Source organism: Microbacterium sp. SORGH_AS_1204, from assembly GCF_030818935.1.
In the GTDB taxonomy this organism is placed as follows: Bacteria; Actinomycetota; Actinomycetes; order Actinomycetales; family Microbacteriaceae; genus Microbacterium.
Genome location: NZ_JAUTBD010000001.1, coordinates 260581 through 273439 on the forward strand (window position 1 = coordinate 260581; position 12859 = coordinate 273439).

10 protein-coding genes are annotated in these 12859 nt (G+C 70.1%); 6 read left to right on the top strand and 4 right to left on the bottom strand.

What is annotated here, in order from left to right:
- Positions 1-273: 273 nt before the first annotated feature.
- Together QE410_RS01160 and QE410_RS01165 are read right to left on the bottom strand one after the other, a co-directional pair.
- Positions 274-3192 (bottom strand): ricin-type beta-trefoil lectin domain protein, encoded by a 2919-nt coding sequence (locus tag QE410_RS01160; RefSeq protein WP_307326885.1) that lies wholly within the window; start codon positions 3190-3192, stop codon positions 274-276.
- 285 nt (positions 3193-3477) lie between these two features.
- Positions 3478-4266 (bottom strand): DUF4239 domain-containing protein, encoded by a 789-nt coding sequence (locus tag QE410_RS01165; protein WP_307326887.1) that lies wholly within the window; start codon positions 4264-4266, stop codon positions 3478-3480.
- 138 nt (positions 4267-4404) lie between these two features.
- Here QE410_RS01165 and hemQ point away from each other — a divergent pair, with 138 nt between their 5' ends.
- The 6 genes from hemQ (at position 4405) to cofD (ending at position 10355) form a co-directional block, all read left to right on the top strand.
- On the top strand, positions 4405-5076 hold the full coding sequence (hemQ, locus tag QE410_RS01170; protein ID WP_307326889.1) for a hydrogen peroxide-dependent heme synthase: 672 nt from the start codon (positions 4405-4407) through the stop codon (positions 5074-5076).
- A complete protein-coding gene (gene hemC, locus QE410_RS01175; RefSeq protein ID WP_307326891.1) occupies positions 5073-6071 on the top strand; it encodes a hydroxymethylbilane synthase in 999 nt (332 codons plus the stop codon). Before hemQ ends, hemC begins: the two co-directional genes overlap by 4 nt.
- Positions 6068-6880: a uroporphyrinogen-III synthase gene (locus QE410_RS01180; RefSeq protein ID WP_307326893.1), complete on the top strand. Its 813-nt coding sequence runs from the start codon at positions 6068-6070 to the stop codon at positions 6878-6880. Before hemC ends, QE410_RS01180 begins: the two co-directional genes overlap by 4 nt.
- Complete coding sequence (gene hemB / locus QE410_RS01185) at positions 6877-7860, top strand: porphobilinogen synthase (RefSeq protein WP_307326895.1); 984 nt, start codon at positions 6877-6879, stop codon at positions 7858-7860. The genes QE410_RS01180 and hemB overlap by 4 nt, the downstream gene beginning before the upstream one ends.
- Positions 7861-8037: 177 nt before the next feature.
- On the top strand, positions 8038-9378 hold the full coding sequence (gene hemL / locus QE410_RS01190; RefSeq protein WP_307326897.1) for a glutamate-1-semialdehyde 2,1-aminomutase: 1341 nt from the start codon (positions 8038-8040) through the stop codon (positions 9376-9378).
- A complete protein-coding gene (gene cofD / locus QE410_RS01195) occupies positions 9375-10355 on the top strand; it encodes a 2-phospho-L-lactate transferase (RefSeq protein WP_307326899.1) in 981 nt (326 codons plus the stop codon). The genes hemL and cofD overlap by 4 nt, the downstream gene beginning before the upstream one ends.
- A gap of 144 nt (positions 10356-10499) precedes the next feature.
- Here the strand turns inward: cofD and cofC are convergent, their stop codons facing one another.
- A complete protein-coding gene (gene cofC / locus QE410_RS01200) occupies positions 10500-11135 on the bottom strand; it encodes a 2-phospho-L-lactate guanylyltransferase (protein ID WP_307326902.1) in 636 nt (211 codons plus the stop codon).
- 709 nt (positions 11136-11844) lie between these two features.
- A complete protein-coding gene (gene fgd, locus QE410_RS01205; RefSeq protein ID WP_307326904.1) occupies positions 11845-12855 on the bottom strand; it encodes a glucose-6-phosphate dehydrogenase (coenzyme-F420) in 1011 nt (336 codons plus the stop codon).
- Positions 12856-12859 lie beyond the last annotated feature (4 nt).

Consider the following 12859-nt stretch of genomic DNA (forward strand, 5'->3'; position numbering starts at 1 on the left):
CGTCCGGAAGCAACGACGCAAGGCACGGCCTGAGAGCGCTAACGAGCAAATCATATGACGTGTGAAGTAACACGTCAACGGTTTTGCATTCTGCCGAGTGATGGGAACCGAGGATGTCACCGTCGCCCGTTCGAACGGATGGGACAGGCGAAGGGGGATTGACCCGCTCTGCCCACGCGCCCCGACCGTATGGCGCCATCGGCGACGCCGCGGAGCGAACCGAGGGGCCGGCTCGTCACCGAGCCGGCCCCTCTTGCCACCCTCCGCCGTGTGTCAGTTACACGTTCGGGCCGCGTATGGCGCGGATGCCGACACGGAAGCGTCGCTGCCATCGACCGTGGCGGACACCGATGACGTCGCCTCGCCCGCCGGGATGGTCTTCGCCCGCGTGGTGAAAGCGAAGCTCGCCGTCTTCCCGGCGCCGAGCTCCTGCGACGACTGCGTCCCCCACGGAGTCGACGCCGACGCTTTGACCGGGAGCGCATTCGTGTTCTTCACCGTCACCGTCACGACCGCTTTCCCGGCCATGCATCGCGAGGACGCGGACGTCTCCACGGCGAGCTTGGCGCGCGTGTAGTCCGAGACCGGGAAGTCCCAGCGTTGATTCGACGCACCGGTGCACGGCGAGAGAACCGCGCCGGCCCCGTTGTTGAGGTTCCCGTTCGAGGTGACGAGGCAGAGACCCGAGTCCACCCCCGTGATGGTGCCGTTCTGGGCCAGCGTCCACTTCTGCGGTGCAGACGCCGCACAGTCCTGAAGCACGACTCGCGTCCCCGCGGTTCTGTTGCCGCCCTCCGCGGTGAGGCACTTGCCCAGCACGCTGATCTCGCCTCGGGACGTGTGCGTGAACAGCTGGTTCGGATCGCCCTTGCAGTTCCACAGAGCGACCTGCGTGCCGTTGCTCGTCGACGAACCCGGCGAATCGAGGCATTTCTGGGCGTCGAGCAGTGTCATCTTCTGGTTGCGGGGGGCGGGGGCCGTTCGCACAGCCGTCGCTGACGACGTCGACGCCACGGAGCCATCGGACTTCACCACGTACAGCTTGTAGTCGCCTCTCGCAGTGGGGACCGTCAGAGAGCTCGCATCGCCGGGCGCCGAGGTCATCGTCGGCCCGGCGGAGAACGTCGTCGTCCCCGCAGGGGCGAGCCATAACGTCGCCGAACGGTCGCCGACGCCACGGGTCGGAATGGCGGAGTCCGAATCGGTCACGAGGACACTGGCGGGCATCGCGAAGTCGGCCGTGCGTGCGGTCTGACCGAGCAGGGAACGGTAGTCCGGCTGGAGCCCCGAACCGACCGCGGCGTTGTATGCCGGCGCCGGCCACACGAAATCAGGCACGACGATGACGTCGTCGATCGTGCTGGCGGGAACCGGCCGGTCGAAGATGCTGTTGATGGGGCCGTACGTGTTCCGGATGGACAGATCGTGCTGCTTGCCCCAGTTGCCGGAGTTGATGACGTAGGCGATGTCCCGGGGGGCTTCGAACACGTTGTTGTTGTAGGTGATGTTCGCCGAACCCTCATCGGGGTGAAGGCCGTAGGTGTGGCCGGAGCGGATGCCCTTCGTGAAGTTCTCGCTGATGACCGATCCTCTTTGGTCGCCGAGGGAGTACAGCGGGCCGGAGTCGCTCAGGAAGCGCATGACATCGATGAACTCGTTGCGCTGAACGCTGTTGTTGCGGGCGACCGTGGTGGGATTGCCCGGATTGATGGAGTTGTAGCTGCCGTCGAAGTTCCACCATCCCCACCCGAGCGACACACCCGCCCACGATGTCTTCTCGATGCGGTTGTTCTCGATCTGGACCGTGTCGAGGAAGTATCCGGCGACCGCGGGCGAGCCCCAGAAAAGTACCGCCGTGTCGAGGGTGTAGTTGTTGCGGACCGAGATGTTCTTCGGCGCCCCTTCCACCCCGGGTGCGAAGCGCTCACCGTTTTGCGGGGTGCCGTCGCCGATGTAAACGTGCTGCGGGTCGCCGATGCTGATGGCTGTGCCCCCGATGTCGACGGCTGCGTTGCCTTCGATCTTGCTGTCGACGACGTCGTTGATGAATTGGATGCCATCTGCACCGGTGTGCTCGATGTGGTTGCCGAGGAATTCGACTCCCTGGGCGCTGGTGACCTCGACGGCGCCCGGCTCCAACTGCACGTTTCGATACGTGTACTCGTGGAAGTTCTTCCTGCCGTAGAAGGTGTTCACGAGATTGCCCTGAGTCACCTGCTTGAACGAAGAGCCGTCGACCTTCGCGAGATTCCAGTCGGAATGCCGGATCGTGAGTCCACTGAAGGTGAGGTTGGTGGCCCGCTGCGAGGTGCTGGTACCCGCCACGGACAGGACCGTCTCCGTTCCTCGCGGGGCCATCACGGACGCCGTCGCGAGGTTCGTGTTGCCGTCTTTGTAGAGGTACACCGTCTGAGCCTCGCGATCGAAGAAGAACTCTCCCGGCTCGTCCAGCAGTTCGTACGCGTTGGAGACCTTCTGCCACCCCGTGGCTCGAAGCGCCGCGTACGCAGCGCCCTGCGCGATCGCCGCACCGGGCTGTTGGAACAGAAGCTTGCGCTGCGAGCCGTCGGCGGTCGTCGTGACTTCACGGACACCGGTGATGGCGGTCTGCCATGTCGTCTGCGTCATGACCTCCACGTCCTGCTGATTGCGCGGGATAGCGGGAATGGCATCCAGTCCGTAGCTCGAACCATCGCATTCCTGGCCGGACTCCCACGCCCAGGGCGCTTGGCCCGCGGTCACCGTGTACTGACCCTGGCACTCGTTCGCCCACACCCACTTGCTGGCCATCTGCATCCGGGCGCCGTCCACATAGAGGGAGCGCAGCTTGTCGGCACGGGAGAGCGGGGCCTTCCAGATGGTGTCCGACACCCGTGACCACCCCGTGACGGCTTGGCCCGCCTCCAGCACCGGCTTCTCGTTCTGGTAGGCCGCGTAGGTGATGCGGTGGCCGTTGCTGCCGGAGTCGTCGGCGGTGAATTCGATCGTGCTTACCACCGGATAGGTGCCTCCGCGCAGATACACCGTGATGTCGCTGTCCATGGAGTCATTGAGGCCGCGTACGACGTCTCGGGCATGCTCGAGGGTGCGGAAAGGCGAGTTCAGAGACCCATTGCCGCCGTCATCGCCCTGAGGTGAGACGTAGAGCGACACGCTGTCGGCTGCCGCCGCGGAAAGGGATACGGCGGTCATGCCGCCTGCGATCATCGCGGCGACCAGGCCGCCGGTCGTCAGGCCGCGAATGACCTTCCGCGGACGTCTCACTCGGGGCGTTCTGCCCCCTGCTGCGGGGGTTGGTGATGCGGGATAGGGCACGGTGACTCCTCATCGAGTTCGTGAACAGGAAAGTCACCATGAGGGCGACTGCAAACATAATAGGTCTTACTCCTGCTCGCGGGAATGCCTCTCATCCCCCGCCCTCGAGCAGGGGTTCATCCGACGCGCGGCGTGCAGGGCCGACTTCAGCCGGGCGCGGGCTTACGGCTCGGCCGCGAACAAGCCCTGCAGCAGGTCTTCGAAGTACTCCGGCGTCACCGCGATCGGGCCGGCGTAGGCGTGGTCGAAGCCGGCGATGGCGTACAGCAGCAGCGCCACGAACAGCGCGAGCATGCCCGACATCAGCAGGTGCACCCGGAGGTTCCGCACCTCGATCAGGCCGATGAGGATCGCATTCAGCACCGCCCCGACCGCGAGCACGATCCACAGCACACTCGGCAGGGCCAGGTGCGTCAGGGCGATGCGTTCGCGACGGTTCTCGACGAGCATGTGGAACTGGTCGAGCGACTGCTGCACGTAGAGGATCTCGACCGGTGACGTCGGCTGCACGGCGGCGATCGACTGCTGCATAGCCGTGATGTTGGCATCCGTCTCCGCGGGGATCTCCAGTCGCCGCTGCATGGGCCAGTCGAGGTCGATGACGTCGCGCGTGTACTGGTTGATCTGCTGCTGCACCTGGCTCGACTCGGGTTCGGGCAGCAGCGCCGCCGTACGGTACAGCGCCGCCAACGTCGACGACTCCTCGAGCACGACGCCGTCGACCTCGGTGAAGTTGCCGTAGGCGGCGGCCGCGATGAGCGCGAGGGTCACGCCGTAGAAGACGCCGTAGGCGCCGACCGCGTAGCTGAGCACGCGGTCCCATTCCTCACCCTGCGGTGCGACCGCGGAGACCCATCTGCGCAGGATCAACAGGATGCCGCACGAGCCCCCGACCACGACCACGATGAAGATCGGCAGACCGACGGACATCGGCAGGTCGTAGAGCCACATCGCGCACCCCTTCGCGCGGCATCCCCCGACGCCGTCGTCGCACAGTACCAACGCGCGGCGACGCGCCGCACCTGTCGGTCGTTCACCGACGAGTCAACCGGTTTGGCCCGCCGCCGCAGCGAGACGAGACTAGGAGTCATGTCCCACGACAGCGACTCTTCCGTGTACACCCTGTGGGCGGTCTTTCGCCGCGATCCCGAGAACCCGGTCACCGCCTCCGAAGCGACCGAACTCGCCGACCTGGTCTCGCTCATCGAGGCCGACGGCGTCACGGTCCGAGGTTTCTACGACGTCAGCGGCCTGCGCGCCGACGCCGACCTGATGGTCTGGCTGTACGGCGAAGACCCCCAGGCCCTGCAGCGCGACCTGCGGCGCCTGCGCCGCACCGACCTGCTCAAGAACCTGCTCCCGACCTGGAACGCCATGGGCGTGCACCGCGACGCCGAGTTCAACCGCTCGCACGTGCCGGGCTTCCTCCGCGGCATCGAGGCGCAGCAGTGGCTGTGCCTGTACCCCTTCATCCGCAGCTACGAGTGGTACCTGCTGCCCGAGGCGGAGCGGCGCGAGATGCTCATGGAGCACGGCAAGAAGGGCTCGGCCTACAAGGGCGTCATCGCCAACACGGTGGCATCCTTCGCCCTCGGCGACTACGAGTGGCTTCTGCCCATGGAGGCCGACGTGCTCACCGACCTCGTCGACATGATGCGCGACCTGCGCTACACCGAGGCCCGCCGCCACGTGCGCGAGGAGGTGCCGTTCTACACCGGGCGTCTGGTCACGCTCGACGAGATTCCCGAGATCCTCCAGTGAGCGCGCCCCTGCGCCTCGGCACGCGGCGCAGCGCCCTGGCCATGACTCAGTCGCAGATGGTGGCCGACGCGGTCTCTGCGGCCTCCGGTCGCGCCGTCGAGCTCGTGCCGATCGTGTCGGAGGGCGACGTCAACCGCGCCTCGTTGTCGCAGCTCGGCGGGCGCGGTGTGTTCGCCAACGGTCTGCGCGAGGCTCTCGCCGCCGATCGGTGCGACTTCCTCGTGCACTCGCTGAAAGACCTGCCGACCCTGCAGCCCGAGGGACTCGTCATCGCCGCGACGCCGGCTCGCGAAGACGCACGCGATGTCGTCGTGACCCGCGACGGCACCCCGCTCGGGGCGCTCGCCCCCGGTTCGCGGGTCGGCACCGGCTCCCCCCGCCGCATCGCACAGGCTTTGCGGCACAACCCGCGCGTCGACATCCGTGACATCCGCGGCAACGTCGACTCGCGCCTCGCGCGGGTGCGAGACGGAGAGCTGGATGCCGTGATCCTCGCCGCCGCGGGCATCTCTCGCCTCGGCGGCGACCTGGGCGGTCTGCACGCCGAGGAGCTGGGACTCGCGGAGTGGCCGACCGCTCCCGGCCAGGGCTCGCTCGCCGTGGAGACCCGCGCCGACATCGACCCCGAGATCCTGGCCGCCCTCGCGCAGCTCGACGACGAGGACACCCGCGTCGCCGTCACCGCGGAGCGCACGGTGTTGTCGGCGCTGGATGCCGGCTGCAGTGCGCCCGTGGGTACGCACGCCGCGATCGCCGACGGCGACCTGCGCCTGCGCGCCATCGTCTATGCGCTCGACGGCTCGCACCGGATCGGCATCGACCGGACGGTGCGTCTCGACACGGGGTATGCTCGGGAACCTGGCAGTGGCAATGATGCGGATGCTGCCGACGACGGGGAATCCATCACGCGTGCCGCGCGGATGGGCCGAGAAGCCGCGCGTCGGCTGCTCGAACGCGGGGCGGCCGACCTGGTACCACGAGAGTCGACCACATGAATGAAGGCCACCGGCACACGCCGAACCCGACGACGGGCAGCGTGCCCAAGCCCCTCTCCGGGCGGCGCGTGCTCGTGCCGCGCGGCGGTCCCTGGGGTGACGGCGTCGCGGCTCGCCTGCGTCAGCTCGGCGCCGTTCCGGTCATCGCACCGTTGATCAACTTCGCGCCGACGAACGATCAGGCCACCCTCGACGAGGCGCTCGCCGATCTCGCCGCGGGCGCCTTCGACTGGCTCACGCTCACCAGCGCCACCACGGTCGACGTGCTCTACGCCTACAAGGCGGTCATCCCGGCGCAGACGCGCGTCGCCGTCGTCGGCGAGACCACGGCCGCGGCGATGCAGGCCGTCGGCTACCGCGTCGATCTCGTGCCCGAGCGCGACAACTCCGCGCAGGGCATGGCCGAGCAGATGATCGACCTCGAATCCTCGCCGCGCACGGTGCTCACCCTGCGCAGCGAGATCGCCAAGCCGGTGCTCACGCGTCTGCTCATCGAGGCGGGCCACGACGTGCGCAGCGTCGTGGCGTACCGCACCGTCGGCGTGCCGGTCAGCGAGAAGATCGCCGGCGACGTGCACTCGGGTCGCATCAACGCCATCCTCGTCACCAGTGGTTCGGTCGCGGAGCAGGTGGTCGAGCAGTTCCCCGACATCCCGGCATCCACCGTCATCGCCGCCATCGGACCCCGCACCGCGAAGGATGCCAAGCGTGCCGGGCTCAGCGTCGACGTCGTCGCCGAACGGCAGACGGTCGACGCGCTCATCGAAGCGGTCGCCCGCTTCCCCGTTCCCACCGAATCGACCCCATGAGCTTCCCCGAGCACCGCCCGCGGCGTCTGCGCCGCACCCCCGCCGTCCGCCGCCTCGCCCGCGAGACGCACCTCGTGCCGTCGCAGCTCGTGCTGCCGATGTTCGTGCGCGAGGGCATCACCGAGCCCAGCCCCATCGGCTCGATGCCCGGCATCGTGCAGCACTCGCTCGACTCGCTCCGCCGTGCCGTCGCCGAGGCGGCCGAGGAACGGATCGGCGGCGTCATGCTCTTCGGCGTGCCCGAGACGCGCGACGCGGTGGGGTCGGGAGCCGACGACCCGAACGGCATCCTGAACGTGGCGACCGAGGCCGTGGTGGCCGAGGTGGGCGATGCGCTCGTCGTGCAGACCGACCTGTGCCTCGACGAGTTCACCGACCACGGGCACTGCGGCGTGCTGCAGCCTGACGGGGCGGTCGACAACGACGCGACCCTCGAGCGCTACACGGCGATGGGTCTGGCCCAGGCCCGCGCGGGCTCCGCGATGCTCGGGCTGTCGGGAATGATGGACGGCCAGGTGGGCGCGGTGCGCGAGGCGCTGGATGCCGAGGGCTTCACCGACACGCTGATCCTGGCGTACTCCGCCAAGTACGCCGGGGCCTTCTACGGGCCCTTCCGCGAGGCCGTCGACTCGCAGCTGAAGGGCGACCGGCGCTCGTACCAGCTCGACCCCGGCAACGGCCGCGAGGGCGTGCGCGAGGCGCTGCTCGATGTCGACGAGGGCGCCGACGTCGTCATGGTCAAGCCCGCGCTGCCCTACCTCGACGTGCTCGCCGACGTTCGCGCGTCCGTGGACGTGCCGGTCTGGGCGTATCAGGTGTCGGGGGAGTACGCGATGGTCGAGGCCGCTGCGGCGCACGGCTGGATCGACCGCCGCGGCGCGATCCTCGAGAGCCTGCTCGGCATCCGTCGCGCCGGCGCCGACGCGATCCTGACGTACTGGGCGGTCGAGGCCGCCCGCTGGCTGCGCGCCGAGCTGTAGCCGCTTGCGGCGTGAGCCCCGGGCCCCCCCGGCCTCGGGTCCCGCCCTCGCCCCCCGGCCTCCGGTCCCGCCCTCGGCCCGGCCTCCGCCGGTGAGGGGTCAATCTTTGTCGCCGAGACGGGCCGTAAGCGACAGTTCTTGACCCCTCACGCGGGGGCACCCGGAAGAATGGATGCCATGACCGATCTCAACGACCAGTGGTTCGCCCGCGCCAAAGACGTCATCCCGGGCGGCGTGAACTCGCCCGTGCGGGCGTACGGCTCGGTCGGCGGAACGCCGCGATTCGTGCAGTCGGCGTCGGGGCCTCGGATCACGGATGCCGCGGGCCGTGAGTACGTCGACCTCGTCGCCTCGTGGGGTCCGGCGCTCCTCGGCCACGCGCACCCCGAGGTGGTCGGGGCGGTGCAGGCCGCGGCATCCCGGGGTCTGTCGTTCGGTGCACCCACGGGGGCCGAGGTGGAGCTCGCCGACCTCATCGCCCAGCGCGTGCAGGTCGACGACCTCAAGCCCATCGAGAAGGTGCGTCTGGTGTCGACCGGCACCGAGGCGACGATGACGGCCATCCGCCTCGCGCGCGGCGTGACGGGCCGTGACCTGCTCATCAAATTCGCCGGGCACTACCACGGGCACTCCGACGGGCTGCTGGCCGCCGCCGGTTCCGGTGTCGCCACCCTCGCCCTTCCCGGTTCGGCCGGCGTTCCCGCGCCGATCGCCGCGCAGACGCTCGTGCTGCCCTACAACGACCTCGACGCGGTGCGCGAGGCCTTCGAGGTGCACGGGCAGAACATCGCCGCGATCATCGTCGAGGCGGCATCCGCGAACATGGGCGTCGTGCCGCCGCTGCCCGGCTTCAACGCCGCGCTCGCCGACATCGCGCACGGCAACGGCGCGCTGCTGATCATGGACGAGGTGCTCACCGGGTTCCGCGTGCACCCCGCCGGCTTCTGGGGCCTTCAGGCGTCGCAGGGCGAGCGGTACCTGCCCGACATCCTCACGTACGGCAAGGTCGTCGGCGGAGGGATGCCGCTGGCCGCCCTCGCCGGCCGCGCCGAGGTCATGGACCACCTCGCCCCGCTCGGCCCGGTCTACCAGGCGGGCACGCTGTCGGGGAACCCGCTGTCGGTCGCCGCGGGTCTCGCGACGCTGAGGCTCGCAACTCCCGAGGTGTACGCGTCCGTCGATGCCGCCGCCGCCCGGGTCGCCGACGCGCTCGGTGCCGCGCTGACGGCCGAGGGGGTCGTGCACGCCGTGCCGCGCGCCGGGTCGCTGTTCGGGGTGGCGTTCCTGCCCGAGGTGCCGCGCGACTACGCCACGGCGCTCACGCAGCAGTCGTACCGGTACGCCGCGTTCTTCCACTCGATGCTGGATGCCGGCGTCTCACTGCCCCCGAGCGTGTTCGAGGCGTGGTTCCTCACCGCCGCGCACGACGAGGTGGCGCTCGCGCAGGTGCTCGACGCGCTGCCGGCGGCGGCCAAGGCCGCGGCGGAGGCACTCGACCCGACGCTGCTCGCGCAGTGACGGTCTCGCTGCCCGGGGTGGCCGCCCCTCGTGTGGTCGTGCTCGCCGGTGGAGTCGGGGGGTCGAAGTTCATCCTCGGCGTCCGCGCTGCGCTCCGTCGCCTCGACGCGCCCGAGGCCACCGTCGTCGTCAACACCGGCGACGACCTGTGGCTGTCGGGCGTGCGACTGCAGCCCGACGTCGACTCGATCACGTACGCCCTCGCCGGCGTGAACGACACCGAGCGCGGCTGGGGCCGCGCGGGCGACACCGAGCGCGTCAACGAGGAGCTGCAGGCCTGGGGGTCGGGCTGGCCGTGGTTCACGCTCGGCGACCTCGACCTCGGCACGCACCTCGCCCGCACCGGCTGGCTTCGTGAGGGGCTCACCCCGACCCAGGTGCTCGCGCGCATGGCCGAGCGGTGGCCGCTCGGCATCCGGATGCTCCCCATGACCGACAGCGAGGTCGACACGCACGTGCTGCTCGACGACGGGGGGCGCCTGCACTTCCAGGAGTGGTGGACGCGTCACCGTGCGCAGCTGGCTCCGTGTGCGTTCGAGAACCCCGGGATTGCGGATGCCCTGCCCGCACCGGGCGTGACGGATGCCATCGCGCAGGCCGACGTGGTGCTGCTGGCGCCGTCGAACCCCGTCGTCTCGATCGGCCCGATCCTCGCGGTCCCGGGTATGCGCGAGGCTCTTCACGCGACATCGGCCCGGGTGGTGGGGGTGTCGCCGATCATCGGCGGGCGTGTCGTGCGCGGCATGGCCGATGTGTGCCTGACGGCGATCGGGGTCGAGACCTCTGCCGCCGCGGTCGCGCGGCACTACGGCGCGCGCTCCGCCGACGGGGTGCTCGACGCGTGGCTGCTGGCGGAAGAGGATGCCGCAGCGGCGGAGGAGGTCGAGGCGAGCGGGGTGCGCGCGGTCGTGGCGCCGCTGTGGATGCGCGACGAGCAGACGTCGGCGGCGATCGCGGAGGCGGCGCTGCGGGCCTGAGCGGCTGGCCGCGTAGCTGGTTGGCGCGGCGCGGTGCGGTGCATCGGATTCGGAAGCAGGCAACGGAATTCGGATGCCGAGAAGATTTTCATCCGGATGCGGTGCACGTCTCCGGATCAGCGACCGGTATCACCCCGCGGTGGCTCAGGCCGCGGCGGCGGCCAGCACCGCCGAGGTGCGCGGGCCGACGCCGAGGGCCACGGCCTCGGACAGTTGGGCGGCGGTGTCGACGTCACGACGCAGGGTCGACTCGCGATCGACGGCGAGGTCGGTGCAGCCGAGCAGGCGGTGACGGGCGGCGGAGTCGTCACCGAATGCCGACACCCACACCGCCCCGGCGCGGGCGGTGACGAGGGTGGAGCCGGTGGCTTCGGCATCCGGAACCAGACCCCGCTCGACGGATGCCGCGAGCTCCAGCGCACGATCGAGGTCGGCGGGGCGCAGGGCGGGGAGATCGCCGAGGAGGGCGGCGCGTGGCGTGCCCTGTCCGGCGGCGGCGGCGCCGAGGGCGATGGCGGCGTCGAGGCCGCGCGTGTCGCCCTCGGGCACGACCTCGACCGTGCGCGCGCGGCGGAGTTCGGTGCGCACGCCCGCGTCGTCGGTGACGACGATCACCCGAGCGACGCGGGTCGCCGCGGCGGCGGCGGTGATGGTGTCGATGGCGATCGCGCGGGCCAGAGCTTCACGGTCGGTGCCGACGTCGGTCAGGCGCGATTTGCCCACGGCGGCGGGTTTGACCGGGACGATGATCGTCCAGCCGGAGGCGTCAGGCGTGTTCACGTTTCCATTGTCTGTCGGGGCTGCGACATTCGCGGATGGGGGTAGCGGGCGCGCCCGGGATCGTGCATTCGGGTCGGTGGACTTCGGCCCAGGGGGCGTGCGCATCGGCGGAGTGGGCCGGGGCGCACCGGGGTGTCGGCGGCGCCCGGCCGGGGCGTGCATAACAGCGGAGTTTGAGCGGGAAACGCCGTGGGGTCGGGGTCGGTTGCGGCGTGTCGGGCAGGATTTCTGCCGTTGTGCTCGCCGCGGTGTGCGCGGGTGGGTGGGGCGGTCGGTGGTCGCGCCGGGTGGCTGGCGGTGCGCGGCCGGCGACGGCGCGCGGCAGGGTGTGCACAACGGCGGAGTTCAGGCGCGGCACGCCGAGCGGACGGGGTCGGTGGCGGCGTGTCGGGCAGGATTTCTGCTGTTGTGCTCGCAGCGGTGTGCGCGGGTGGGTGGGGCGGTCGGTGGTCGCGCCGGGCGGCTGGCGGTGCGCGGCCGGCGACGGCGCGCGGCAGGGTGTGCACAACGGCGGAGTTCAGGCGCGGCGCGCCGAGCGGATGGGGTCGGTGGCGGCGTGTCGGGCAGGATTCCTGCCGTTGTGCTCGTCGCGGTGTGCGCGGGCGACCCCTCAGCGACCCTCAGTGGGCGACCCCTCTGCGGGTGCGCGCGGGCGACCCCCTCAGCGGGTGTGCGCGGGCGGCCCCGGCCGCCGGCGCGCGCAGTCCCCTCAGGCGAAGCGCTTGCGCAGGCGGGGGAGGATCTCGTCGCCGTACATGCGCAGGAACTCCTCCTGGTCATGACCGGGGTCGTGGAACACGAGGTGGCGGAAGCCGAGGTCGACGTAGCGCGCGATGCGCTCGACGTGCTCGTCGGGGTCGGTCGAGACGATGAAGCGGGATGCCGCGCGCTCGATCGGCAGCTCGTTCGCAAGACGCTGCATCTCGATGGGGTCGTGCACGCTCATCTTCTCTTCGGCGGTGAGGGCGAGCGGCGCCCAGAAGCGCGTCTTCTCCAGCGCGGTGTCGTGGTCGGGGTGGTACGACACCTTCACCTCCATGAGGGTGTCGACGTCGTGGCGGGTGCGACCCGCCTTCGACAGGCCGTCGTCGAGCGCGGGAAGGAGCTTGTCGGTGTAGAGTTTGGGGTCCTTGCCGCTGGTGGTGATGTAGCCCTCGGCGATGCGACCGGCCAGGCGCGTGGCGGCGGGACCGGACGCGCCGATGTAGATCGGCACCTTCTGCTCGGGGCGGTCGTAGATGGTGGCATCCTTCACCGAGTAGTAGGTGCCCTCGTACGTCACCCGCTCGTCGGCCCACAGCTCGTTGATGATCGTGATGGCCTCTTTGAGACGCTGGAAGCGCTCGGGCGGCTCGGGCCACTCGAGGCCCAGGGTGACCTCGTTCAGCGCTTCGCCGGTGCCGACGCCGAGCACGACGCGGCCGGGGTACATCACGCCGAGGGTCGCGAACACCTGGGCGATGACGCCGGGGTGATAGCGGAACGTCGGGGTGAGCACGCTCGTGCCGATGATGACGCGGCTGGTGCGAGCGCCGAGGGCGCCGAGCCACGGCAGAGCGTTGGGGGCGTGGCCGCCGTCGTGCATCCACGGCTGCAGGTGGTCTGAGAGGAAGACGGAGTCGAAGCCCACCTCCTCGGCCAGCACACCGAAGTCGAGCAGCTCATTGGGGCCGAACTGCTCGCTCGAGGCCTTGTAACCGAATCTCAGCGGAATGCTCATCGCT

Bases quoted from the DNA above. Each gene is read 5' to 3' on its own strand.
- QE410_RS01160 (WP_307326885.1), bottom strand. From the start codon at position 3,192: ATGACCGCCGTATCCCTTTCCGCGGCGGCAGCCGACAGCGTGTCGCTC.
- QE410_RS01165 (WP_307326887.1), bottom strand. From the start codon at position 4,266: ATGTGGCTCTACGACCTGCCGATGTCCGTCGGTCTGCCGATCTTCATC.
- hemQ (WP_307326889.1), top strand. From the start codon at position 4,405: ATGTCCCACGACAGCGACTCTTCCGTGTACACCCTGTGGGCGGTCTTT.
- QE410_RS01180 (WP_307326893.1), top strand. From the start codon at position 6,068: ATGAATGAAGGCCACCGGCACACGCCGAACCCGACGACGGGCAGCGTG.
- hemB (WP_307326895.1), top strand. From the start codon at position 6,877: ATGAGCTTCCCCGAGCACCGCCCGCGGCGTCTGCGCCGCACCCCCGCC.
- hemL (WP_307326897.1), top strand. From the start codon at position 8,038: ATGACCGATCTCAACGACCAGTGGTTCGCCCGCGCCAAAGACGTCATC.
- fgd (WP_307326904.1), bottom strand. From the start codon at position 12,855: ATGAGCATTCCGCTGAGATTCGGTTACAAGGCCTCGAGCGAGCAGTTC.